Origin of the sequence: Psychromonas sp. L1A2 (genome assembly GCF_009828855.1) — a bacterium.
Lineage (GTDB): Bacteria > Pseudomonadota > Gammaproteobacteria > Enterobacterales > Psychromonadaceae > Psychromonas.
On sequence record NZ_WUAG01000001.1, the window covers coordinates 1,966,875 to 1,992,322 of the forward strand.

Sequence of the window (25,448 nt, forward strand, 5' to 3'; positions counted from 1 at the left end):
AAGCCATTACCTACCAATCAAAAAAAACAAACGTGGCAAGCAATGGCTAAATTCTAATAGTTACTGATTAGATGCTTGTGCTGCTTCAAGTAAGTCACTACCAATATCTTTTTCATATTTTTTCCATACAGGTTTAAGCGCAGTAACCCATTCTTGACGTTGTTCTGCTGTTAAAGTGCGAACAACTCCACCCGCTTTAATAATGTTTTGCTTGTTAGCTTCATTCACGACCGTTGATTCAGCATTTCGAACTTCAGTCACTTCTTTTAAGATAGTCCCTAATTGATCGCGAATATCGTCAGGTAAGTTATTCCACCATTCACCTGACGTTACGACTAAGTAGTCTAAAATACCGTGATTCGTTTCTGTTACGCCGTCTTGAACTTCAAAGAATTTTTTACCGTAAGTATTTGACCAAGTATTTTCTTGCCCATCGATAACTTTAGTCTGTAGGCCGCCGTAAACCTCTTTAAATGACATTTTTTGAGGATTAGCACCTAGTTGTTCAAATTGCGCAACTAACACGTCAGATGCCTGTACACGGAACTTAAGCCCTTTAGCATCACTTGGTAACAACAAAGGTTTATTTGCCGACATTTGTTTCATGCCGTTATGCCAAAACTCTAATCCTTTTAGACCTCGACGATTCATCGCATTTTTTAACTTATCGCCCGCTTCAGAGTTCTGAAATCTATCAACAGCAGCAACGTCTGTGAAAAGAAACGGTAAATCGAAAATGCGGTATTTTTTAGTTATTTTTTCAAATTTAGATAAAGAAGGAGCAGCGAGTTGCACATCACCATTTAACAAGGCTTCTAATACTTGGTTGTCATCATATAAAGTTGAATTTGGAAAAACCTGCATACACGCTTTACCATTCATTTCAGTATTCACTCGTTGCTCTAATAATGATGCAGCAACTCCTTTAGGGTGCTTATCAGAATTAGTAACATGACTAAACTTGATCACCATCTCACCTGGATCACAATTAGCATAAGCATTAGCACCACTTAAAAGTGCTGCACTACATAAAGACATAACCGTTAATTTTTTAAACATGTTGAGCTCCTATATCCATATTGGTACGCGTTGATTGCGTATATTGAGTAAAAATTGCTTTCACAATATTGCTGTATAAATTAATAACGAAAGCGTTCTATCGTATGGATTGATATAGCAAGGGGCGAGCCAATGTTAAATTAATGTTAACAATGCACTGATAGTAAGGAACACAGCGAAGTGTTTGTATTTAAAGAAAAGGTATCATTGATAGAATGGGGGGAAATCTACCCATTAAAAAATAAACAATGAGTCAAAAGCCGCCATTTTATGATTTTGATATAAGAAGCTATATCCACTTCACTATATAAAAATTCAGAACATGAAGAGGTGCTATATAAAAAGCGAGTAAAGAAAATCACTAAAATAGGTAAGTTAGGAATATAGCGAAGAAAGGCAACTAAGTAGGATAATTAAGAAATATAGCTAAAGGCGTTAGATAAATTTTTGATGAGGCATAAAAAAAGGCCACTGAAGTGACCTCTTTAAAAGATAAGTTTTAAATTAAATTAAAACTTCATATTAAGCTTTACGACGAGCTGAACCTGCAAAACCTAACAATGCTAAACCGAAAACAGCTAGTGTTGAAGGCTCAGGAACAGAAACGGTTGCATAATCAAAATTTAAATTACTGATAGCACCAGAGCCATTAAGATTTATTTCTAACGAGTAAACACCTGCTACATCAAATAATAAACGATCCCAAGTATTGTTACCGCCAGTACCCGGAGTGAAAAAAGTACCTGCACTAATTTCATCGCCATTTACATCGTATAAATTAATCTCGTTATGTTCAGTTGCTTCTTCAGACTCAATATCAAAGAAATCGATACTGTTTAGCGTAATAGCTTCAGAAAAGTCAATTGTAAAATATCCCGCTGGACGATTACCTTCGTCATCTGGATTTGCACAAGTCAGTGCATCACAAGTAGCAGGTTTTTCATGGATTACTAAAATATTACCTGGATTTGAAGTTCCCAAATTTGGATTATTAATATTCGTAAAAGGCGACTCTAAATCACCATCTTGAGTATTACTTAGGCTACTGTCGAAAACGACAGCTAGATTGCTTTCATTTTGAAAAGCATTAGTACCATTAAAAGTAATGCCATAATCAGCGAAGTACTCGTCATCGACAATCGTTCCGTTATCTAAACCGTCAAAAGCAATAGTAGTCGCAGATGCTAATGGCATCATTGCTGTTGAAGCAGCTAATACAATCCAGTGTTTTAATTTCATAATTGTTCCTTAATTTATAATATTAACTTAGCTCACGGAAAGTGAATGGTTAATAATGAGCATATAATTACAACGAATAATAAAAAGAATCATGACTAAACATCAAGCTTAGTCGTTGATATAGCGCATTATATCACCTATTTATCTAGTCAAATATAAATCATTAAAGCATATTTCGTAAACATTTCTGAAATATCTACTCATTAAGTATATAAACGCTTCGCTTTTAGTAATGCACCAAACACAACTGAGCTAAATGCATCGGCAACAGAGATAGAAACAGAAGGATATCGCTCACTTAACGCTTGTTGCACTAAAGGAGATAACCCCATTCCTCCTGTCAAATAAATAATTTCAGGTGTTCTCTGTGCTTGCTCTATTGCATCGTCAATCATCACAAACATTTTATCTAACCAATTAACCATGGTTTCAGATACTTGTTGACGCTCAATATCAAGCTCAAGTGAATCGTCGATGAATAATAAAGACAGTTCAGCTGTCTCGGTATCACTTAAGTTAATCTTAGCTAACTCAATCGCATGCATTAATTGATGTGTTAGCCTTTCTTTTTGAACTTGTTGTAAACGCATTAACGGAATGGGATCTTCACTTTCATTAATGTATTCAGTAATCGATTTACTGCGGGCAGGAGAATAAAAATCACTCATTAATGGAATATTATCGATATCGTAAACACCTGAGAACAGCATATTTGGAATAGCTCTTCCGCTGTTAGTACGAGTACCTCTACCGAATAAAGGCGAAACAATACCACTCGCTAATAATTTATCGCAAACGATACCACCTTGACGAATGCCTACGGTTGAATAGATATCAGCACTGCGATCCAGTTTCTCTGCATTTTCTTTGCTTAACATACAGAACGTAACATCTGAAGTACCGCCCCCTAAATCGACTACCATCGCATCAGTTGCTTTATCAATATTCTGCTCAAAGTGATAAGCAGCAGCTAAAGGTTCATGGATAAACTCAACTTCTGTAAATCCGACTTTATTAGCGGCCCGTAACATTAATGCTTCAGCTTGCTTATTGCCTAGCTCCCCCATCGTTGAATGGTAATTAACTGGACGGGCAATTACCGCTTTAGTGATAATAACGGAAAGTTGTTTTTCAGCACATTTTTTTAAGTACGAAAGAAAACGCACGACCAGTTTTTCGAAACTATCTAATAAACGTTTAGGAATTTTTGCACCTAAAAAGTTTTTAGGGCTGTTAACATAGCGGCCTTCATGTGGCGTTTGCAAAAAAGCATTAAAACCTTGTTCACCGAATAATATCTCCCCAGCAGCTAACATATCATTTAAGGTTTGTTCATTTGCTTTAGCATCTAGACTATCATCACCAGATTCATCGTGAGCAAGGTAAATTGCAGAGCGTATTTTATAAGGGTTTTCGCTGTTCTCATCTACAACAATCAGTGTTGGTAAGTCGTTAACTAGTGCTGCAACAGCACAATTACTCGTACCAAAATCAATGCCAATAAAATCAGTTGTCATAGGTTTACCTAATGAAAAAAAATAAGGGGCGAGATATTACCTTATCAAGTCATAAATACAAATATGGATTAAAAAAATTAAAATGTTATTGAGAAATAAATAACAATTATTTTTAATAGTTATCTATTTCATCGTTTAAAAAATGTCATTAATATGTCCTTCAAATACCCATTCATAGCGCACCAATTCAGTGCAAAATGACAATTAATTCGCTTGATTGGTGCAATATTTACCCTTTAAAAACAATAAAAAACACACCGAAAAATACGTAACAAATTGATTTAATTGAAAATAATAAACATGGCACCCTATGTGCTATATCTACATTGTTAAATGGATGTTAACAAAATTTTATTTTCTAGGAGTCGCAACAATGGTCGCAATACAAATTGAGCAGTTGAAACCAACACATAAAAGCTCTGTATTGCTTGTCGAAGAAGATCGTGTTCAAAACTACAACATTGAGAAACATAGTATTAAACAATCCTCTGTAAGTTTAAAGCAATCACTTATCGATCTTGATTTCGATGTCATTAGCTTCATCGATAATGCAGCGTTGTTATCTGAAAAATGTGCACAAGGCTCTTATAATATTTTAATCATCAATACAAATGAGCCTTCTGCTGAAATATTGAAAGAAATAAGCAACATCAATAAACTAAGGCCTTTGCCTGTATTGGTTTTTGCAAAACAAGAAACTCAATCATTAATTAAATCATCTATCAAAGCAGGTGTGAGTGCATATATCGTCAATGACATTCAACCTCATCGTTTAAATAGTTTGATCAACGTTGCCTGCGAAAGATTTGCACAACATCAAAAATTAGTTAAAGAGTTAAAGCAAACAAAAACCTTGTTAGCTGACCGTAAAATTGTTGAGCGAGCAAAGGGTTATATTATGCAGCAGAGAAAAATAACTGAACAAGAAGCATTTACTTTATTGCGAAAAATGGCCATGAATAATGGGCAAACATTAGCAGAGGTTTCACATAACATTATTACTGTTTTTACTCATTAAAAAACAGCTATAAAACAACGTGTCGTTAATAACAGCGACATAGCTAAAATATGTAAATTAAAAAGTTACCCCTTTTTTATTATCAACGGCGATAATGAAAATAAAAATTTAAACTTAAACAATGGCGTTTAAGCATTTAAAAAGAGCAATGGCGCTCATTAACCCCCTTCTTGTAAGGAGGCTAATGAGCGCTTTTTTTTGCATCAAAATAACCAAAATAAAAGGATTTATATAATGAGTTGGATTAAACCAGTCAAATTTGTCGCTAAAAAACTGGCATTAAGCATCGCAATATCAGCAACAGTGATTTCTTTTGCACAAGCTGAAAAGTTAGGGTACCCGGAAAAGGAAGAACTAAAATTTGGCTTTATTAAATTAACAGATATGGCACCCATTGCCATTGCTTATGAAAATGGTTATTTCGAAGATGAAGGTTTATACGTCACTATAGAAGCACAAGCTAACTGGAAAGTTCTGCTAAATGGTTTGATAGATGGCACGCTAGATGGTGCTCACATGTTAGCAGGCCAACCAATTGCAGCAACAATGGGTTTTGGTACGAAAGCCCATATCATTACCCCTTTTTCAATGGACTTAAATGGTAATGCAATCACCGTTTCTAATGAAATTTGGAAACAGATGAAACCAAACATTCCTAAACAAGCCGATGGCTGGCCTGTTCACCCAATTAAAGCGGATGCTTTAAAACCAGTGGTTGAATCTTATAAAGCACAAGGTAAACCGTTCAACTTAGGCATGGTTTTCCCTGTATCAACACATAACTATGAATTAAGATATTGGTTAGCTGCTGGTGACATTCACCCTGGCTTTTATGCACCACATAAAGGTGATACAAGCGGTCATATCGATGGCGATGCTATCTTATCTGTGACACCACCACCGCAAATGCCATCAACATTAGAAGCCGGTACTATCTACGGTTACTCAGTAGGTGAACCATGGAATCAACAAGCTGTATTTAAAGGTATTGGTGTACCAGTAGTCACTGATTACGAAATATGGAAAAACAACCCAGAGAAAGTATTTGGTTTAACCGCTGAATTTGCTGAAAAATACCCAAATACTACGATACGTTTAACACGTGCGTTAATTCGTGCCGCTATGTGGTTAGATGAAAAAGATAATGCAAACCGCCCTGCAGCAGTAAAAATATTATCGCAATCTAACTATGTTGGTGCCGATTATGAAGTCATTGCAAACAGTATGACGGGAACATTTGAATATGAAAAAGGCGACAAACGTGACGTGCCTGATTTCAACGTATTCTTTAGACATAATGCGACTTACCCATACTACTCAGATGCAATCTGGTACTTAACGCAAATGCGTCGTTGGGGTCAAATTTCAGAAGCTAAATCAGATGAATGGTACAAAGACTTAGCGAAAAAAGTTTACCGTCCAGATATCTACCAACAAGCAGCACAATCTTTAATTGATGAAAAACTAGCTGATGCAAAAGATTTCCCAGATTTTGCGACAGAAAAAGGTTTCAGAGCACCACAAACACACTTTATTGATGACTTAGTTTATGACGGCAACACACCAAATGCCTACATCAACTCTTTCAAAATTGGACTTAAAAAAGATGACAAGATTTAAGGTTATTTAACTGTTACTAGAAAAAGTACATAAATAAAATTTAAATTTAGTCTTTAAAAAAGCAATTGATACCCGTTCCTAGTTTTGGTTCGGGTATCAAAACAGCGTTCAATAAGGAATAGTCGCAATGACAACAAGCTCACTAAGCAATAAGTTAGAATTTTCATCGATAACAAGTCAAAAATTACAAGGTTGGTTTAAATCACTTTGTAAATTATTAGTATTACCGTGCATAGGCATCATGATATTTCTATTTTTCTGGAGTGTTGCCGCTAAAAACATTCACACTTCATTAGGTGATTTCCCTGGACCTAATGCTGTTTACCAACAGTTTCACTCATTATATGACGAGCACACAGCAGAAAGAGCAAAAGCAGATAAATTTTATCTACGTCAAGAAGTTCGTAATGATGCGAGATTAGCCGCTGACCCAACTTATGAAGTAAAAATTAGAAACTACACCGGTAAAGAAACATTTTTAGATCAAATCATCACTAGCTTAATCACTGTCACCAGTGGATTTTTATTAGCCGCAATCATTGCGATTCCATTAGGTATCGCGATGGGGTTAAGTAAAAACCTCAACTCAGCTGTGAATCCGATTATTCAAATATTCAAACCCGTTTCACCTCTTGCATGGCTACCACTAGTTACTATGGTGGTTAGTGCTCTTTATGTTTCAGATGATCCTTTAGTGTCTAAATCATTTGTTAATTCATTATTAACGGTAACACTTTGTAGCTTATGGCCGATGGTTATTAATACTTCAATTGGTGTTTCATCATTAGATCAAGACTTAAAAAATGTCAGTCGCGTTTTACGCCTACCGCTATTCACACATATTAAGAAAATTGTTTTACCAGCATCAGTACCCATGATATTTACCGGTATGCGTTTATCTTTTGGTGTGGCGTGGATGGTATTAATCGCAGCAGAAATGTTGGCACAAAATCCAGGCCTTGGTAAATTTGTGTGGGATGAGTTTCAAAATGGTAGTTCAGATTCTTTAGCACGCATCATGGCAGCGGTTATCGTTATTGGTTTTATTGGATTCATTCTTGATAGAGGCATGTTGCAACTACAACGTATCGCATCTTGGGATAAATCAGCGACAACGGTTTAAATTTAACAGTGCGAAACTCGCTTAACAGTAAACAATAAAATAGCGCTAACGACAGTCGCTTGGCGTTATTTTGTAAGCAGTTAATTTAATAGAACAACGAACAACTAGAGGTCTAGTTGTTCGTTAACAAACAAAAATGCAATTAAATCACTACAGCAATTAATGATTTTAAAGCGATAAAGGAACAAACATGGATACTTTACTTGATATAAGCCATATAGATATGGTTTTCCCAACACCTGAAGGTGGTTTCACAGCGCTTAAAGACGTTGATTTAAAAATAAAAAAAGGTGAATTTGTTTCACTGATCGGGCATTCCGGCTGTGGTAAATCAACCGTTTTAAACGTCGTCGCAGGTTTATACCAAGCAACCAAAGGCGGTGTTATTTTAAGTGGTAGAGAAGTCACTGAACCCGGCCCTGAACGTGCTGTTGTTTTTCAGAATCACTCATTACTGCCTTGGTTAACAGCGTATCAAAATGTAGAACTTGCTGTTGAACAAGTCTTTGGTAAAACAATGAGCAAGCCAGCAAAGAAAGAATGGATTGAACATAATTTGAAACTAGTACATATGGACCATGCTATGTATAAGCGTCCTAATGAAATATCTGGCGGTATGAAGCAACGTGTCGGCATTGCCCGTGCGTTAGCAATGCAACCTGAGGTTTTATTAATGGATGAACCATTTGGTGCTCTGGATGCATTAACAAGAGCACATATGCAAGATTCATTGATGGAAATTCAAAACGAATTGAACAATACCGTCATTATGATCACGCATGATGTTGATGAAGCCGTATTGTTATCAGACCGTATAGTAATGATGACCAATGGTCCAAGCGCAACGGTAGGTGAAATTCTTCATGTTGATTTAGAGCGCCCTCGTGATCGATTAAGTTTATCAAAAGATGCACATTACAACCGTTTACGATCTGAGGTATTAACTTTCTTATATGAAAAACAACGTAAAGTTGAAACCATTAAAAATAAAACTATTTCGACAGGTACTAAAGCAAAAACGGCTTAGCTTTTATGAGCATAATGGAGCAGACAATAAAGCGACTAATAAAGTGGGGACTTAAATCCCCCTTATTAATAACAATCTTGATGGAAGTCTCAATGCATAGGTGCAGTCATTAACTATCAATAACTATCAATAACTATCAATAACTATCAATAACTATCGAACGTAGAATGCTATCGAGATAAAGTGACTAATAGATCCCATCAACACAAACAGATGCCAAATCCCATGTGCATGCTTCATGTTAGTCAAATCATCTAATACATAAAATATAATACCCACAGTATAAGCAATTCCACCAATAGTTAACCAACTGATGCCAGCACCCGGTATAGCGATTTGTAATGCAGAATACTTAAAAACACATATCCAACCCATCGCCAAATAAATAACGATTTGTAACCACTCTATTCGTTTAACCACTAACACATCAATCAATAAACCTATCACAGCAAGCCCCCACACTAAGGCGAGCATTAACATGCCTCCGTTACCTTGTAATGTCAGTAACATATAAGGCGTATAAGTCCCTGCAATCAAGAGATAAATTGAAACATGGTCTAGCTGTTGAAAAATTTTTTTAAGTTTAGGTGGATGGAAACTATGATATAAAGTCGACATTGTATAAAGCATGATCAAGGTAGTTCCAAACACAATAAAACCAACGATAATTCGCCAATTATATTCTTGAAAAGCAATCGTTAATAATGTGCCAAAACCAATTAAAGCTAAGATGGCACCAATTAGATGGGTAATACTATTGAGTTTTTCGCCGTAATACATAAAAACCTTTCTATTAATGATAGGATATTAAGTTCATCCATAGTATGACTTAAATGGCGTATCTCACACTTAAAATAAATAATTACTAAGGAAAATATTATGTCAGAGAATACATTTTACCCTATTGGTACGCCAGGCACTGCTTGGTCGAATGAGCAAAAACAGCAATGGCATGATGCCGCGGTTAAATCTCGCTCTTACGTGGATGAAGTGATAACGAAACTTAAGTCACTTTCATCCCATGGTTTTAACCTATTACAATACGGTACCTTAAGTATTGACATTAATAGTTATCCTTTATTCGCACTACAAAGTAGAAATTGGGATATAAAAAAACCAGTCATATTAGTCACTGGCGGTGTCCACGGTTATGAAACAAGCGGTGTACAGGGGGCGATTCAGTTCTTACATACGTCAGCTCAAGATTACCTCGCTCACTTTAACCTTGTTGTTTTACCTTGTATTAGTCCCTGGGGATATGAACATATAGCTCGTTGGAATCCTTATGCAGTTGATCCTAACCGTTCATTTACTACCGATAGCCAAAGCCAAGAAGCCGTACACGCAATAAATTTCGTTAATGATTTAGAGGGTGAAATTCTTTTACATATTGATTTACATGAAACAACCGATACCGATGAAAGTGAATTCAGACCTGCATTAGCAGCAAGAGATGGCGAACAGTATATTGTAGATACTATTCCAGATGGTTTCTATTTAGTCGGCGACTCAGAGAATAAATGCGTTGATTTCCAGAACTCTATCATTAAAGCCGTTAAACAAGTGACTCATATTGCACCCGCCGATGATAAGGGTGAAATTATTGGTTCTAAAGCAGAAGCGGAAGGCGTCATTTATTATCCAGTTAAAAAATTAGGGTTATGTGCCGGCATGACTAATGCGATATTTACAACGACAACAGAAGTTTATCCCGATAGTGACAGTGCAACACCTGAAGACTGCAATAATGCACAAGTTGCCGCGATTGAATCAGCCTTAGATTACCTAATACAAATCCATTTACCTGAAGTAGCTAAATAGCTAAACGTTTAGCCACATACTAGTTGCTTCTTTCTTTAAGATAAAAATCTAGATTAAAAGATAAAGATGAAAGATTAAACAAAAGAAGCAACTTCAAGTGGTGTTAAATAACGCCACTTTCCTAATTCCACATCTAGTATCACTTCGCCTATTTGCTCTCGATGCAATTTAACAACTCGATTGCCGACAGCCGCAAACATACGCTTAACTTGATGAAATTTACCTTCAGTAATGGTTAATAACACTTCTTTTTCTGCTAATTGAACAAGTGTCGCAGGTAAAGTTAACTTAGCTTCTCCTTGTAACTGAATACCTTGATTAAATTGATCAATAAGATGCGGGTGTAAAGGTTTTGATAAACCCACACGATATACTTTCTTACAATCGTTCGTCGGTAAAGTGATGTTAAATGTCCAACGGCCGTCGTCAGTAATTAAAATGAGCCCAGTCGTATCGGCATCTAAGCGCCCTGCTATATGCAACTCTGTTGTTTCGAGTATTTTTGGTGTATCGGGCCTATCTATGTCGTGTGTATCTATGTCGGTTGTATTTATATCGGGTGTGTCTATGTTGGGTGCGTCTATGCCAGATTCATTCACATCACAGCTGCCCACTTCATTATCTAAATCAGTTAAACGATTTAAAACAGAAGGATAAACTTCATCAACATTAGAACAAATGGTATTAGCAGGTTTATTCATTAACAAATAACGAAATGGACGACAAACTAACAATTGACCGTCGAGTGTTACGTGATTATTTTCATGTACTTGAAAAGCTGCATCGCTAACAATCGCCTTATTAACCGCCACTTGATTGTTAAGAAGCCTTTCAACTACTTGCTCTTTAGTTAAGGCCGTACTCTTACAAATGAATTTATCTAGACGCATAATATAAAACGTACCTTGTAAACGGTGATGCAATTAACAATCGATATTGCTCTGCTAGTTATTTTTATCGTTGTTATCGCTGATAGTAAAATGGTGATTGTAGTGAATGCTAATGCTGCTGTTAGTCATGTTGCCGCTAATAATATTGTTAGCATAGTCGTGGTGTGAATTACGATGTGTAACGGCACTCTAACCAATAACGTGACAAACCATTCCATTAACGACTTTAACTGCTGCCATTTTAGCTAATCATTTCAGCTAATCATTCCAACGAACTACTTCAGTGAAGAATGCTAACTAACCATTTGAATCAGCAATATAAGTTGAACTGCTTATACAAATATCTTACCTTGAAGATATAAAACCGCAGAACCAGACACTAACACTCGATCGTCTTTCATTTCACAATAAAGCATGCCACCTCGCTTTGAAGCTTGGTAAGCGCTCATCGAATTTTTATTTAGTTGCTTTGACCAGTACGGTGCTAACCCGGCATGAATAGAACCTGTTACTGGGTCTTCATCTCCACCACTGGCAGGCCAAAAGTATCGAGATATAAAGTCAGCCTTTATATCCTTACCCTTACCTTTACTCTTATTGGCAACATTAACACTCAACTCAGAATTATTTATAACACTAGATGTCACCACTAAGTCATATGGCGCTAGCGACTTAAGACATTCTGCTTTATATTCAACGTTTAATACGTCGTTTGCAGAGGCTAGAACAGCAAAATAAGCTTGTCTATTCTTCATTACTACTAACGGTTTTATAGATAAACCATCGAGTACCGCTGGTGGAATATCTTTCACGATCTCAGGCAATTGATTAGGAAAACTCATTTGAATACGTCCATTATCTAACTGCTGAACCGATAAAGTCCCTACTTCCAGCGTCACAAAATCAATTTCACCTTGAACATCAAACTGATTAAACAAGATAAATGAAGACGCTAACGTAGCATGTCCGCAAAAATCAATTTCAGTTAACGGAGAAAACCAACGTATTTCGTAACGATTAGGCGTAATCTTTTTAATAAAAGCGGTTTCAGATAAGTTATTTTCAATGGCAATATTTTGCATTAACTCATCAGCGATCCATTCAGTCAACGGCACAACAGCAGCAGAATTGCCTTTAAATTGCTGCTCGGTGAACGCATCTACCACATATATTGCGAGTTCCATTATTTTTGCTCCGTTAACTTTACCAATATTGAATGGTTAGTATCAGGGGTGAGTGACAAAGATACAAGATAGAGTTGGGGTAATCTTATGTTAATATTTTCTAATGTCGTTTAATGTCATTGGCATAAAACCAAATTAACCTGATCATGAATAGTAAGCGCTCCTTTTTTATTTAAGCCTAAATTGTTGGGATATTTAATTCTTTTCAATTGAAGCGCTTATTTTACAAAGTCTCAGAACTTACAAATTAGCAATGCTTAAAAATTAACACAGCTTACAAATTAGCACTGCTTACAAATTAGCACTGCTTAAAAACTCATACTTAAAAATTCACATTTAAAAACGATAGCTGTATATACATACAGTTAACGTTGAATATTACAAAGAAATTACCATGAATACGTTTAAAACAAGGAGGGATGGTTATTAATCGAGCAACACAAGCATATATGTCTGGTTTTTGGCTCAGTCTGCGAATAACAATATACTGGCTTTTTATACAGTTAAATTTTAAATGTGACATTATCACCACAAATAAGCATAAAAAAAGCAGGCAATAGCCTGCTCCATAAAATATTAACTTTCATTAAGGTTTTTAATAAAAGGTTTAGCCTCGGTAGTAACTTTGCGCAACAAAAGGCATTTTTTCTACTGTCATGGCTAGTTTTTTGCCACGTACTTCAGCAAAAATTTCAGTACCGATAGCAGTGAATGCCGTATAGATATAACCCATTGCAACCGGCATACCTTTTGACGGACCAAATGTACCGCTTGTAACCACGCCAATTTGATTGTCGTTGGCATCAAATAATACTGCACCTTCACGAACAGGCGCTTTAGTTTTACCAATTAAACCAACACGCTTGCGTGATACATTTTTAGTCGCTATTTGTTCAAGTATTAACTCACTACCGATAAAGCCACCAGCACGAATACCATCGGCACGACGTGCTTTGCTGATACCCCATAATAAGCTCGCTTCAACAGGTGTTGTAGTTTCATCAAGGTCATGACCGTATAAACATAAACCACACTCTAAACGTAAAGAATCACGTGCACCTAAGCCAATCCATTCAACTTCATCGTTAGCTAATAGCTCACGAGCTAATTGCTCAGCTTGTGCAGCAGGCACTGATATTTCAAAACCATCTTCACCGGTATAACCAGAACGACTGACGTAACATTCAACACCAACAAGCTCTACTTTCTCGGCATCCATGAACACCATATTGCTAACACTCGGGTTCAGCTTCGCTAACATATCGACCGCTTTAGGACCTTGAAGTGCTAACAAAGCACGATCTTCAATAATTTCTATTTCAACATCGGCAGGTAAGTTAGTTTTTAAGTGTGCGATATCTTGAGTTTTGCAAGCCGCATTAACCACCACAAATAAATGGTCGCCAAAATTAGTCACCATTAGATCGTCACTAATGCCACCTTGTTCGTTAGTAAAAAAGGCATAACGTTGTTTACCTGCAGGTAAATCAATAATATCAACAGGCACTAATTTTTCTAATGCTTTGGCTGCACCTTCGCCTTTTAAACGAAGTTGCCCCATGTGCGACACATCAAATAACCCTGCCGATTGGCGACAATGTAAATGTTCTTTTTTTACACCTAATGCATATTGAACTGGCATATCATAACCAGCGAAAGGCACCATTTTCGCGCCCATTTCAATGTGTAAAGCATGAAGAGGTGTAACTAATAATTGTTCTGACATCAGGTTGTACTCCAAAGGCTGTAAGGTTTAAACGTCATCTAACGTTTAGTCATTAATAAGGTTTATATTGTTTTTCATAAAGTGTTAATGGTTAAAATATTTACTGTTAAAAGTGAAACGTGAAGCAACTAAGAAGCCGTTACCCATATAATTGAGGCATCTTCCTCACTCACTGAAACAAGCATGTGTCCCATATTGGCATCGTAATAAACAGAATCACCTTCCTTTAAATTCACTGGTTCATAATATTCAGAGAAAAAAGTAAGCTCGCCACTGAGCACTAATAAAAACTCTTCACCATCATGACGTATCCAATCCGCATAAGCATCAAAATCACGAGCTCGAATTAATGATTTAAACGGCATCATCTTTTTATTAGTGAGCTGAGTAGCCAATAATTCATGTTCATAAGTTGATGTAGGGTGAGCTTTGCCCTCCTCTTTACGCGTAATGTCACGACGACCAGTTGTATTCACTTGCTTAGGTGCAGCAAATAATTGTGGAATATTAATCTGCAATCCATTGGTCAGTTTTTGCATTGCTTGAAACGTAGGAGATATTTGCTCGTTTTCTATTTTAGACAAAGTAGATCGCGCTAAGCCTGTCTTCTGGCTGGCTTCTTCTAGAGTTAACCCTAACGAAGTGCGTATCTCTTTTAAACGCTCACCTAGCTTAATAGGCGCAATCTTTTGTGTTTGCTGATCGGTAGAAATGGTCATTGATGGATAAATATCTTGGTGTTGCTGATCAGTCATTACTGCTCTCCTGTTAATGTTCTCTATATTAACCTGCAAAAATAAAAGCGCACCTTAAAATTACGATCTAGATCACATTCGAGAAATAAAGTTTCCTTTTGGAAACTTTTGCTTAATTTAACCAAAATTAGACCATATAATGCTCGCCAATTGTTATTGCTTTGTTATATATTGTAGATAAACATGCATTAAGCCTATTATTTAAGCTTGTTATTGACATGTTAAACATTAAGTTTTCAATTTAATTATGCAAGAAAACTAATTCCACTATTGGAAACAAGTTTATTTAACGATATCTTAATGACTGATTAAAATTTATTAAGTGAGTGTTATGCTTCATTGCACAACATTTATTCTTAAACACCATTTACTAGCTAAGGATTTAACTATGGAAAGTGCATTAAAGTTCACAGAATCACATGAGTGGGTACTAGACAACGGTGACGGTACCATCACTATGGGCATTTCGAACCAAGCTCAAAAATTACTAGGTGATGTAGTATTTGTAGACTTACCAGACGTAGGTGATGAAGCAGAAGCAGGTGAAGCATTCTCGTTAGTAGAATCAGTTAAAGCAGCATCAGATCTTTATGCACCAGTAACAGGTGAAATCATTGAGATTAATGAAGAACTTGAAGGTAGCCCAGAGCTAATCAACGAATCACCTTATTCTGCAGGTTGGATTGTTAAAATCAAACTAGCAGACGCTGGCGAGTTAGATAACTTGCTATCAAGCGAAGACTACCATGCAGCGAACGAGGAATAAGCATTTTGCTTTTCTCAACACATTGCATCAACAGTAAAAAGAACCATTAACTTTATTAAGGCGACTTCATTTGAATTCGCCTTTTTTTTATAAAGCATTTAATTACTACTTGCTTCGTGCATGCTTAGTAATGGCTTATAAAAAGAAGAAAACAACCTTTCTATAACTGCAACTGTTTAGGATTAATATGACTGCCAAATCATTACTCGATTTATTAAGTGACCAACAAGAATTTGCAACTCGCCACAATGGCCCCGACTCAGCTCAACAGCAAGTAATGTTAGAGACGATTGGTGCAACTAGTTTAGAACAACTGATAGACCAAACCGTACCCGCGGCAATCCGTCTACCAGAGAAAATGAACCTAGAAGAGCCACAAAGTGAATCGGCTATGTTGGCATCATTAAAAACCATTGCACAAAAAAATGTCGTTAATCGTAGTTTTATAGGTCAAGGTTATTACAACACCCTAACGCCTAACGTTATTTTACGTAATGTTTTAGAAAATCCAGGCTGGTACACGGCTTACACGCCTTACCAACCAGAAATTTCACAAGGTCGTTTAGAGTCATTATTAAACTACCAACAAGCAGTGATGGATTTAACGGCAATGGACTTAGCAAATGCTTCTTTATTAGATGAAGCAACAGCAGCTGCAGAATCAATGACCTTATGTAAGCGCGCAAGTAAAAGCAAAAGTAATGCTTTCTTCGTCAGTAATGAACTACACCCACAAACTGTAGACGTTATCCGCACACGTGCTGAATACATTGGTTATGAAATAATTACTGGTTCAAGTGAAGAGCTAGATAACCACGACGTATTCGGTGCCATTCTACAATACCCAAGCACAACCGGTAATGTCACAGACCTAACAGACGTGATTGCTCAAGCACATGCTAAAAAGACATTAGTGACCGTAGCATCAGACCTATTAGCCTTAACTGTATTAAAAGCGCCAGGTGAAATGGGTGCAGATGTTGTCATTGGTAGCGCACAACGTTTTGGTGTACCAATGGGCTTTGGTGGTCCGCATGCCGGCTTTATGGCAACACGTGATAAATTTAAACGTACTATGCCAGGTCGTGTTATTGGCGTGTCAAAAGACAGTAAAGGCAAGCAAGCGTTACGTATGGCAATGCAAACGCGTGAGCAACATATTCGCCGCGAAAAAGCCACTTCAAACATCTGTACTGCTCAAGCATTACTCGCCAATATGGCGGCATTCTACGCGTTATACCACGGACCTGAAGGTCTATTGAAAATTGGTCGTCGTGTACATCATTACACGGCTATTTTAGCGGCGGGTTTGCAAAGTGAAGGTATTGAATTAGAAAATACAGCTTTCTTTGATACCATCACCATTAATACCAATGAACAGAGTAAAGCAATTTACCACCGTGCATTAGCAGAAGGTATGAACCTACGTAAGTTCCCATCATTAGATGCAACAACAGACAATGCACCCGTGCAATTAGGCATCAGCTTAGATGAAACAACCACTGCAAAAGATGTTGAAGATCTATTACTAGCGATCACAGGCAAAGCACTTCAAGTTAGTGAATTCAGTGACACCATTGCAAAAGATGAATTTGCAGCGATTCCAGAAGCATGTCGTCGTACGAGTCAATACCTAACACATCCAGTATTTTCAGCGCATCACAGTGAAACACAAATGATGCGTTACATGAAAAAACTAGAAAACAAAGATTACTCATTAACACACGGTATGATCCCATTAGGCAGCTGTACCATGAAGTTAAACGCAGCCGCTGAAATGTTACCTGTGACATGGCCTGAATTTGGTCAAATGCACCCGTTTGCACCAACAGAGCAAAGCTTTGGTTATCAAGAACTCGCTGAAAAACTATCAACCATGTTATGTGAAATAACCGGTTACGACGGTATGTCTTTACAGCCTAACTCAGGTGCACAAGGTGAATACGCAGGGTTAATCGCGATTCAACGCTACCATCAACACAATGGCGATGCGCACCGTAATGTGTGTTTAATTCCAAGCTCAGCACACGGTACTAACCCAGCCTCTGCTGCCATGGTTTCAATGAAAGTAGTTGTTGTCGGTTGTGATGCCGAAGGTAATATCGACCACGCTGATCTTAAAGCTAAAATCGAAAAACACCGTGAAAACCTATCTTGTATCATGATCACCTACCCGTCTACACACGGCGTATACGAAGAATCAATTCAAGAAGTGTGTGAATGGGTACATGAAGCTGGTGGCCAAGTTTACCTAGACGGTGCAAACATGAATGCACAAGTAGGGTTAACCACACCGGGCTTTATCGGCTCTGATGTATCACATCTTAACTTGCACAAAACATTCTGTATTCCACATGGCGGCGGCGGCCCAGGTATGGGACCTATCGGTGTTAAAGCACATTTAATTCCGTTCCTACCAGGACACATCGAAGTCACTGAATCTGCAGACAACAAACATTACGCAGTATCAGCAGCCGAGTTAGGTTCAGCGTCAATTCTTCCTATTTCATACGCGTACATTGCAATGATGGGTGAGCAAGGGTTAACTGAAGCGACTAAACTGGCTATCTTAAACGCCAACTACGTAATGGAACGTTTACGTCCACACTATCCTATTTTATTCCGTGGTAAAGGTGGTCGAGTAGCGCATGAATGTATTATCGATATCCGCCCTATTGAAGCTGCTTCTGGCATTTCAGGTGAGGATATTGCTAAACGTTTAATGGATTACGGTTTCCATGCACCAACCATGTCATTCCCAGTGGCGGGCACTCTCATGATTGAACCAACTGAATCTGAGAACCTCACTGAGTTAGATAGATTCTGTGATGCAATGATTGCTATTCGCCATGAAGCAAGCAAAGTTGAATCAGGTGAATGGACACTAGAAGATAACCCATTAGTAAACGCACCACATACTCAAGTCGACCTAATGGACGCTGAATGGACACACGCTTACTCTCGCGAACTAGCTTGTTTCCCGACTGAATTCAGCAAAGGCGCTAAATACTGGCCGACTGTAAACCGTGTAGATAATGTTTTTGGGGATCGCAACTTGATTTGTTCATGCCCAAGTATTGAAAGCTATATGGAAGATTAGAAATCTATTAGTTAACGGTTTTTAATATTAAACATCGTTAACTTAATACTTTCAATCACCAATATGCATATAAGAGAGCTACATGTTAATCATTGAATATGATGTAGCTCTCTAATGACTTACTAGCCGTTATTTTTAATCGACCTTTCTAAACATTATTATCTAGACACTATTCTCAAACATAATTTACTAAACATTATTCTCTAAACATAGCTCCATAAATAGAACTTTCTAAATAACAGTTAAATATAGTTCATTGATTTCCATATCAATTATTTCAAACAGCAATTCATTAACACGTTAAAAAATGTCTATTCACCACTATTCATGACAAAAATATCTCTATAGCAACACAATTAAAATACATCGGAAGATACTTCTTAATCATCAAATTTTGTTGAAATACCAAAAGGATTTAAAATGAAGGATATTGAATCAGCAGCACAAACCTACATCATCACTGCAGATTGCCCAAGTCGAACGGGTACCGTTGATGTGGTGACTCGCTTTTTATTTGAACAGCAATGTTATATTAACGAAATTCATTCTTTTGTAGACACCACAGAAAATAGATTTTTTATTCGTGTGGAATTTAGACTCGATTCAGATGCAATATTTAACCAAGATGACTTCACAGAGCAGTTTGAGCAACGTGCGAGTCAGTTTGAAATGAAATGGCAACTAGCACCAAGACCTTATAAATCAAAAGTCGTGATTATGGTGTCAAAACATGACCATTGTTTAAATGACCTTTTATATCGTTACCGTACGGGTGATCTTAATATCGAAATACCGGCCATTATTTCAAATCATCCTGATTTAGAGGAATTAGCAAAGTGGCATGGTATCCCTTATTACCACCTACCGATCACAAAAGAAACGAAACCAGAACAGGAAGCAAAAGTTTATAAAATAATTGAGGAGAGTAAATCTGATTTAGTCGTACTAGCACGTTACATGCAAGTACTTTCAAATAACATGTCTAAAAAATTATCTGGTCGAGCAATTAATATACATCATTCCTTATTACCGGGGTTTAAAGGTGCAAAACCTTATTATCAGGCATACGATCGCGGTATAAAGTTAGTTGGCGCAACTGCGCATTATGTCAGTGACGATTTAGATGAAGGTCCCATTATCACGCAAAGCGTAGACACGGTTGATCACAGTTATTACCCAGAAGACCTAGCAGCAAAAGGACGCCATATAGAATGCTTAACCCTATCTCGTGCTGTGCGTTACCATATTGAAAATAGAATATTTCTTCATGGCAATAAAACCGTTGTGTTTGGTAAATAAACAGGTGAATGGCTAATGCTAAAACATTAATTGAAAGAGTATTACTAACGATGTTATCTGAGCTTTAGGGCTAGATAACATCCGATAAACGAAATGAATTATGATTAATAAAATAAAAAAATCAGTAGCTTGTTTATGTTTTCATCTAATATCTAACCGTGCAGTCACCATAATTTTCTCCTGTTTATTGTACGGAAAACTTATGCAATTAAGAAAGTATAAGCCTAAAAAACCAATAGAAACTGTACGGAGATATGACTAATTTCATTCATTTAGACAACATATATAATATGAAAATGAATACAGTAAAGGCGCTAAATACAGGCTGATCGTAAATCGTGTAGATAATGTGTTTGGGGATCGCAACTTGATTCGTCCATGTCCGAATATTGAAAGCTATATGGAAGATTAAGTTTGTGGCAAATTATTAAGATTTAAAAAATAGGTAACCATTTTATGGTTACCTATTTTCAATGTTCATTCATATAGTTTTTTCAAACTATATAAAGCATTTGTAACTGTTGATGAATTAAAAGTGACATAACAAAACAATTTTTTATGAATATGTATCGAAATCACTTTCGCCCCCAAAGCGAGTTAGGAAAACACCAAATTAACTAGCCCATTTTAGTTAAATTACTTTAAAACAATTATTCATTAATATTCGTAAAATTAGTTTTCTAATACCACGAATACATTAAGCCTAAAGTACTCCATCAATCGTAACTAGTGGCACTCTCGTTGATATAGCGTTCAAAGCGATATTATGAACCATTTCATTTACTGTAGTACAGCAATCCATTAAAATTGATACTTTGTACTTATCAGCTACTTTAGATATTGCAGTGTGTGTCACGCAGTTTTGAGTCATCATCCCACATATTAGTAGCTCATCTACTTTTTGATTTTTGAGTGTTGCTTCTAGATCTGTTTTTTCAAAACTATCCGCAAAAGCTTTTACTATTACTTCAAGCTTTGGAGCAGTATCCATGACTAAGGGATGAATTTTTACCCCCTCGGTTCCCTGATTAAAAAATGGTGCCAGACCTTTTGCTGGCTTTGCAATATGCTGAATGTAAATTACAGGGATATCTTTTTCATTTGCTTTTTTAATCGCTATTATGATGTTACTGAGTGTTTTTTCTGTATTCCAAAGCGGGTACTTTCCCTCTGGAAAATAATCGTTTTGTGGGTCAATAACAAGTAGTGCTTTTTTGTTCATTTTAATTCTCCATTAATTGCATTTATTGTCTGTATATCGTAATTATCGCTAACTTGTAATAATCCTGCTAGAGTCTAAAGTGACTAAAAACAAGTCAAAATAGACAGCGAGTGTATTTAATCAATGAAAAAGATTTCAATAGGTATTTGCCATTATCCTAATGCTTTAAAATCAGCCGTCTATGGTTTAGAAGAAATGTTTCTAATGGCGAATAGAGTATGTAAAGATCAAAAAATAGAAATAGAATTTGAACCTATGATCTTCAATAATACTAAGCAGCTGTCACAAAATTTTGCTGTAATATTATTACCCCCAAGTTCGCAGAGTGATGATTACCTTAACCCTCAAATAGATCTCATTGAATGGCTTAAAATACAGCATTACCAAGGTGCAATTATTGCTTCAGCCTGTGCAGGTGCATTTATTCTAGCAACGACAAAGTTGCTTAAAAACCGCTCTATAACTACACATTGGGGCTTATCGAATTTATTCCAAAAGCAGTTTCCCAATATGTTACTCAACACGAATGAAATTTTAATTGATCACGGCGATGTGATTAGTGCGGGTGGGATGATGTCTTGGTTGGACCTGAGTTTTGAATTGGTGGCTAAATATTCATCTTTGAATGTAATGAGGCAACTTGGAAAGGTACTTGTTGTCGATACTGCATCAAGGAAACAGCGCTTTTATCAGCAATTTAACCCATTACTTCTACATGGTGATCAAGCTATTATTGTAATTCAGCAGACAATCAATTTGAGCTATACGAAATTAGTATCAATTCAAGAATTAGCGAAGCAAGTTAATCTTACTGAGCGTACTATGCAACGACGCTTCCTGAGAGCTACAGGCTACAACCCTAACCACTATTTACAACGACTAAGAATTCAAAAAGCATGTGATTTACTAGAAAGTTCGCAGTACTCATTTGAGTGGATAGCTAATCAAGTCGGTTACGGAGACACTAGCGCCTGTAGGAAAGTATTTATTAAAACTATGGGGTTAACGCCTAAAGAGTTCAGGATGCGATTTGCTAGAAGCTAATATTATATCACTTTCTTATTTATTTGATGAGCTGAGGAAAAGGGAGTAAAAAGTTATTGCCATGTCCTACAAAGGAGCACATAGCGACTTACAATTTTAGAGAATTTAAGATTAAAGACATCACTCATTTAAGAAATGAGTGATGTTGTTTAAAATCAAAGCAATTACTTACTTTTAGCCACATATTAATATGCGGACACATTTTACAAATAGGGATTGTATGACACAAATAGCGAAAGTTGTTAAGTGGGTAAATAGTGCTAATAAGCCACTATGGTGGAGACAGGTAGTTCGCAGGGTAATGGAACAAGGAGATCTTCAACAGCAAGACCTTCAGCTTATATACCAAATCGCCAAAATGGAGTTTGGTTTACTTCCCGAAGACGCAAACTTTCCTAATTACACAAAAGAAGTTGCAGTTGCTGGATTTGAAGCCGAAGAAGCACCCGTTACCCTAGCAAGTATAGGTAATGTTAAAAATGTCTCATCATTAATTGAAGGTGTAACACTAAACTTTCCAATTGAGGGATTAACAGCTGTATATGGGGACAATGGCGCAGGTAAATCAAGTTATGCAAAGATATTGAAAAGTGCGTGTTTAACGCGTGGCGATGTTCCTGTTATTTCGACCAATGCTTTTAATCCTTCTGCTATTCCATCACAAGCTACCTTAGGTGTGTCAGTTGACGGTGCCGCTGTAGTTGAAAATATCTGGACTATTGGTGCAGAACCAAGTCCTGAGTTAAAGTCTATAAGAATTTTTGATTCTCATTCAGCAACAAACTACATCTCAAAAACAGATAGTGTTGAGTATAAACCAGCAGAAGTAAAATTATTGGATGAGTTGAGTAGTGCTTGTCAATTTGTGAAAGATGAATTGGCACGTGAAATGGTTCCATTTAGCGCACCATACATAATACCTGATTTAAATCCATTATCTAAGGTGAGTGCTTTCTGTAACTCCCTCGTTACTGCTACTCAAGCTACATTAGATACTCAATGTGGTGATAAAAGTGAGTTGCAAGAAATCGCTCGATTAAAAAAAGACGTGGCAGATCTAAGTGGTAAAACACCAGCTCAAGTAAAAGCTTTTTATGCAACGAAATTAAAACACCGTGAACCGTTACTGGATTTCCTTAACAACCGGTATGCAAAATTGGGTGATGTTAATGTGGCTAAAATTGGGGCGTTGTATGATGATAAGTCAACCAAATTAAAAGTTGCAGAACAAGTAAGGCAGAACACTTTAAATGGTTTACCAATTGAAGGTATCGGCAATGATGCTTGGAAAAAAATGTGGAGCCATGTGCAGAACTTCATAATTGGTAATGGTGATGATAGAACTTTCCCGCCAGTTGAAAATGAACACTGTCCTACTTGCTTACAATCGATAGGAAGTCAAGCTGCGGAAAGGATGGCTCGGTTCAATGATTATATTACGAATCAGTCTCAAGTAGATGCAAATAAGGCAACTACTACTCTAACTTTACAGACGAATACCATAACTCAATTGAGTTTTGACCTTAAACCATATGATGGTATTTTTGAGGAAATACGGCAATCTACTTCTGATGCCATAGAGCAATTCAACTTATGTATACAGCAGTTGTTTGATAGAAAGAATAACCTAATTTCTGCTAATCCAACATTTACTTATCCAGCACTCGATATGAGATTTGTACAACGACTATCTCAGCAAGTTGAAACGCTAAAAGTAAGAAGGAATGGTGTTGCTGATGACGGTACGTTAGCTCAGACAATTAAGCTTAGTCAGGTCAGGTTGATAGAGCTTGAAGATAGACAAAGGTTATCTGCACATAAAGCTAATATCCTTAATGAAATAAACCGTATTAAGATATTTGACTGTTATAACTCAGCTTTAGCTACAACCAACCTTTCACTTATTACGCGATTTATATCCGAATTGGCTAAAACTGGCAGTTTGGGGTTAATTAATGCTTCATTTACCAAAGAGTTAGCGGCGTTGAACTTTAAAAGTTTTGATGTAGAAACTAAAACTCAAGGTTCTGCTGGTCAACAGAAATTGACTCTACAGATCTCAAGGAATGTGTCAAAGATAGGACATATCGCCAGTGAGGGCGAGCAAAAATGTATAGCTCTAGCAGGTTTTATGGCTGAGTTAACGATTGATAACCGAAAGTCTGCCATTATTTTTGATGATCCTGTTAATTCCTTAGATCATAAGTGGAGGCGCAAGTTTGCTAAACGTATTGCAGATGAAGCACTACATAGGCAGGTGATTGTGCTTACGCACGACTTGCCATTTTTGATGATGTTGAGTGAGGAATCCTCAAACCCGATTAATATCCAGTCTATCACTCGTAGAGGGAAGCTATCTGGGTTCCCTCAAGGGAGTCCACCTTGGGATGCTTTAAAAACTGTAGACAGGATAGGCCGGTTGAAACAGTTAGAAGTAGACCTTCGTCGATACACTAAACGTGATGACTTTATTGAAGATACGTATAGTCGAGATGCTAAACATATCTATGGGAAAATACGTGAAACCTGGGAAAGGTTAGTTGAAGAATGGCTAATTAGAAATGTCGTGCAGCGGTTTAGCCGCACTGTTCAAACGCAAAATATCCGATATATAGTCGATAGTACACCAGAGGATGTAGCTACCATTAATGCTGGAATGGGAAAATGTAGTACTTACTTTGAAGGTCACGATACCGCTACTGGTTTGGGTGTTACGGAAATGCCAGATATTGATGAATTATTGGCTGATATTACAGTACTTGATGTCTACTTTAAGGCATTAAAAAAACGCAGATAGTATTACAAAAACGGTGGGCAATTTATAAATGATTTTGTACAACTACTCTACTATTTTTCCGATATGGGTCAATGGTAGAGTAATTGAGAATGAATTGTTTAGAGAGGTAGACCTTTCATCTTACTTTTTAATAATTAATTTTGTTCCTAACTCGCTTTGTGCCCCAAAGCGAGTCAAAAAATCTAAAGTCACTGGGTGTCTAGCACTTTTCAATATTTTTATAATCCATATTTCTCATTAA

The 25,448-nt window shown here is 36.8% G+C and carries 20 protein-coding genes; 11 read left to right on the plus strand and 9 right to left on the minus strand.

From position 1 onward, the window contains the following. Nucleotides 1-60 precede the first annotated feature (60 nt). The 3 genes from GQR59_RS08435 to GQR59_RS08445 all read right to left on the minus strand — a co-directional run bounded on the left by GQR59_RS08435 (nt 61) and on the right by GQR59_RS08445 (nt 3,815). Nucleotides 61-1,059 (minus strand): DctP family TRAP transporter solute-binding subunit, encoded by a 999-nt coding sequence (locus GQR59_RS08435; RefSeq protein ID WP_160061594.1) that lies wholly within the window; start codon nt 1,057-1,059, stop codon nt 61-63. A gap of 522 nt (nt 1,060-1,581) precedes the next feature. Beyond that, nucleotides 1,582-2,298, minus strand: a complete 717-nt coding sequence (locus tag GQR59_RS08440; RefSeq protein ID WP_160061596.1) for a PEP-CTERM sorting domain-containing protein — start codon at nt 2,296-2,298, stop codon at nt 1,582-1,584. 203 nt (nt 2,299-2,501) lie between these two features. Then, a complete protein-coding gene (locus GQR59_RS08445) occupies nt 2,502-3,815 on the minus strand; it encodes an Hsp70 family protein (RefSeq protein ID WP_160061598.1) in 1,314 nt (437 codons plus the stop codon). 373 nt (nt 3,816-4,188) lie between these two features. On the opposite strand from GQR59_RS08445, the gene GQR59_RS08450 reads away from it, so the two are divergent. From GQR59_RS08450 to GQR59_RS08465, 4 genes are all read left to right on the plus strand, one after another. Beyond that, nucleotides 4,189-4,833 carry an ANTAR domain-containing response regulator gene (locus tag GQR59_RS08450; RefSeq protein ID WP_160061600.1) on the plus strand — a complete coding sequence of 215 codons (645 nt, stop codon included), beginning with the start codon at nt 4,189-4,191 and terminating at the stop codon, nt 4,831-4,833. Nucleotides 4,834-5,067: 234 nt separating this feature from the next. Continuing rightward, entirely contained in the window at nt 5,068-6,453 is a 1,386-nt protein-coding gene (locus GQR59_RS08455) for a CmpA/NrtA family ABC transporter substrate-binding protein (protein ID WP_160061601.1), read from the plus strand. A 127-nt stretch (nt 6,454-6,580) separates the two neighbouring features. Beyond that, entirely contained in the window at nt 6,581-7,576 is a 996-nt protein-coding gene (locus GQR59_RS08460) for an ABC transporter permease (RefSeq protein WP_160061602.1), read from the plus strand. Nucleotides 7,577-7,766: 190 nt separating this feature from the next. After that, nucleotides 7,767-8,603, plus strand: coding sequence for an ABC transporter ATP-binding protein (locus tag GQR59_RS08465; protein WP_160061603.1), 837 nt, complete (start codon nt 7,767-7,769; stop codon nt 8,601-8,603). A 153-nt stretch (nt 8,604-8,756) separates the two neighbouring features. Here the strand turns inward: GQR59_RS08465 and trhA are convergent, their stop codons facing one another. Continuing rightward, complete coding sequence (trhA, locus tag GQR59_RS08470) at nt 8,757-9,383, minus strand: PAQR family membrane homeostasis protein TrhA (protein ID WP_160061604.1); 627 nt, start codon at nt 9,381-9,383, stop codon at nt 8,757-8,759. 99 nt (nt 9,384-9,482) lie between these two features. Here trhA and GQR59_RS08475 point away from each other — a divergent pair, with 99 nt between their 5' ends. Further along, nucleotides 9,483-10,424 (plus strand): M14 family metallopeptidase, encoded by a 942-nt coding sequence (locus tag GQR59_RS08475; RefSeq protein WP_160061605.1) that lies wholly within the window; start codon nt 9,483-9,485, stop codon nt 10,422-10,424. 74 nt (nt 10,425-10,498) lie between these two features. Here the strand turns inward: GQR59_RS08475 and GQR59_RS08480 are convergent, their stop codons facing one another. Beyond that, entirely contained in the window at nt 10,499-11,314 is an 816-nt protein-coding gene (locus tag GQR59_RS08480) for a pseudouridine synthase (protein WP_236546693.1), read from the minus strand. A gap of 27 nt (nt 11,315-11,341) precedes the next feature. Between GQR59_RS08480 and GQR59_RS08485 the strand changes: the two genes are divergently transcribed. Next, the gene (locus GQR59_RS08485; protein ID WP_160061606.1) at nt 11,342-11,482 is read left to right on the plus strand and encodes a hypothetical protein; all 141 of its coding nucleotides are present in this window, start codon (nt 11,342-11,344) and stop codon (nt 11,480-11,482) included. 164 nt (nt 11,483-11,646) lie between these two features. On the opposite strand, the gene GQR59_RS08490 is transcribed toward GQR59_RS08485, so the two are convergent. From GQR59_RS08490 to GQR59_RS08500, 3 genes are all read right to left on the minus strand, one after another. Further along, entirely contained in the window at nt 11,647-12,498 is an 852-nt protein-coding gene (locus GQR59_RS08490; RefSeq protein WP_160061607.1) for a PhzF family phenazine biosynthesis protein, read from the minus strand. A 607-nt stretch (nt 12,499-13,105) separates the two neighbouring features. Then, nucleotides 13,106-14,224: a glycine cleavage system aminomethyltransferase GcvT gene (gene gcvT / locus GQR59_RS08495; protein ID WP_160061608.1), complete on the minus strand. Its 1,119-nt coding sequence runs from the start codon at nt 14,222-14,224 to the stop codon at nt 13,106-13,108. Nucleotides 14,225-14,352: 128 nt separating this feature from the next. Then, entirely contained in the window at nt 14,353-14,979 is a 627-nt protein-coding gene (locus GQR59_RS08500; RefSeq protein WP_025563428.1) for a helix-turn-helix domain-containing protein, read from the minus strand. Between the two features lie 388 nt (nt 14,980-15,367). Between GQR59_RS08500 and gcvH the strand changes: the two genes are divergently transcribed. The 3 genes from gcvH to purU all read left to right on the plus strand — a co-directional run bounded on the left by gcvH (nt 15,368) and on the right by purU (nt 20,144). After that, nucleotides 15,368-15,745, plus strand: coding sequence for a glycine cleavage system protein GcvH (gcvH, locus tag GQR59_RS08505; protein ID WP_025563429.1), 378 nt, complete (start codon nt 15,368-15,370; stop codon nt 15,743-15,745). A gap of 187 nt (nt 15,746-15,932) precedes the next feature. Further along, the gene (gcvP, locus tag GQR59_RS08510; protein ID WP_160061609.1) at nt 15,933-18,845 is read left to right on the plus strand and encodes an aminomethyl-transferring glycine dehydrogenase; all 2,913 of its coding nucleotides are present in this window, start codon (nt 15,933-15,935) and stop codon (nt 18,843-18,845) included. 420 nt (nt 18,846-19,265) lie between these two features. After that, nucleotides 19,266-20,144, plus strand: coding sequence for a formyltetrahydrofolate deformylase (gene purU / locus GQR59_RS08515; RefSeq protein WP_160061611.1), 879 nt, complete (start codon nt 19,266-19,268; stop codon nt 20,142-20,144). Nucleotides 20,145-20,847: 703 nt separating this feature from the next. Here purU and GQR59_RS08520 read toward each other — a convergent pair. Continuing rightward, the gene (locus GQR59_RS08520; RefSeq protein ID WP_160061613.1) at nt 20,848-21,366 is read right to left on the minus strand and encodes a cysteine hydrolase family protein; all 519 of its coding nucleotides are present in this window, start codon (nt 21,364-21,366) and stop codon (nt 20,848-20,850) included. A gap of 123 nt (nt 21,367-21,489) precedes the next feature. Here GQR59_RS08520 and GQR59_RS08525 point away from each other — a divergent pair, with 123 nt between their 5' ends. Together GQR59_RS08525 and GQR59_RS08530 are read left to right on the plus strand one after the other, a co-directional pair. Next, nucleotides 21,490-22,410, plus strand: a complete 921-nt coding sequence (locus GQR59_RS08525; RefSeq protein ID WP_160061615.1) for a GlxA family transcriptional regulator — start codon at nt 21,490-21,492, stop codon at nt 22,408-22,410. Nucleotides 22,411-22,630: 220 nt separating this feature from the next. Next, nucleotides 22,631-25,207 (plus strand): AAA family ATPase, encoded by a 2,577-nt coding sequence (locus GQR59_RS08530; protein WP_160061617.1) that lies wholly within the window; start codon nt 22,631-22,633, stop codon nt 25,205-25,207. Nucleotides 25,208-25,448 lie beyond the last annotated feature (241 nt).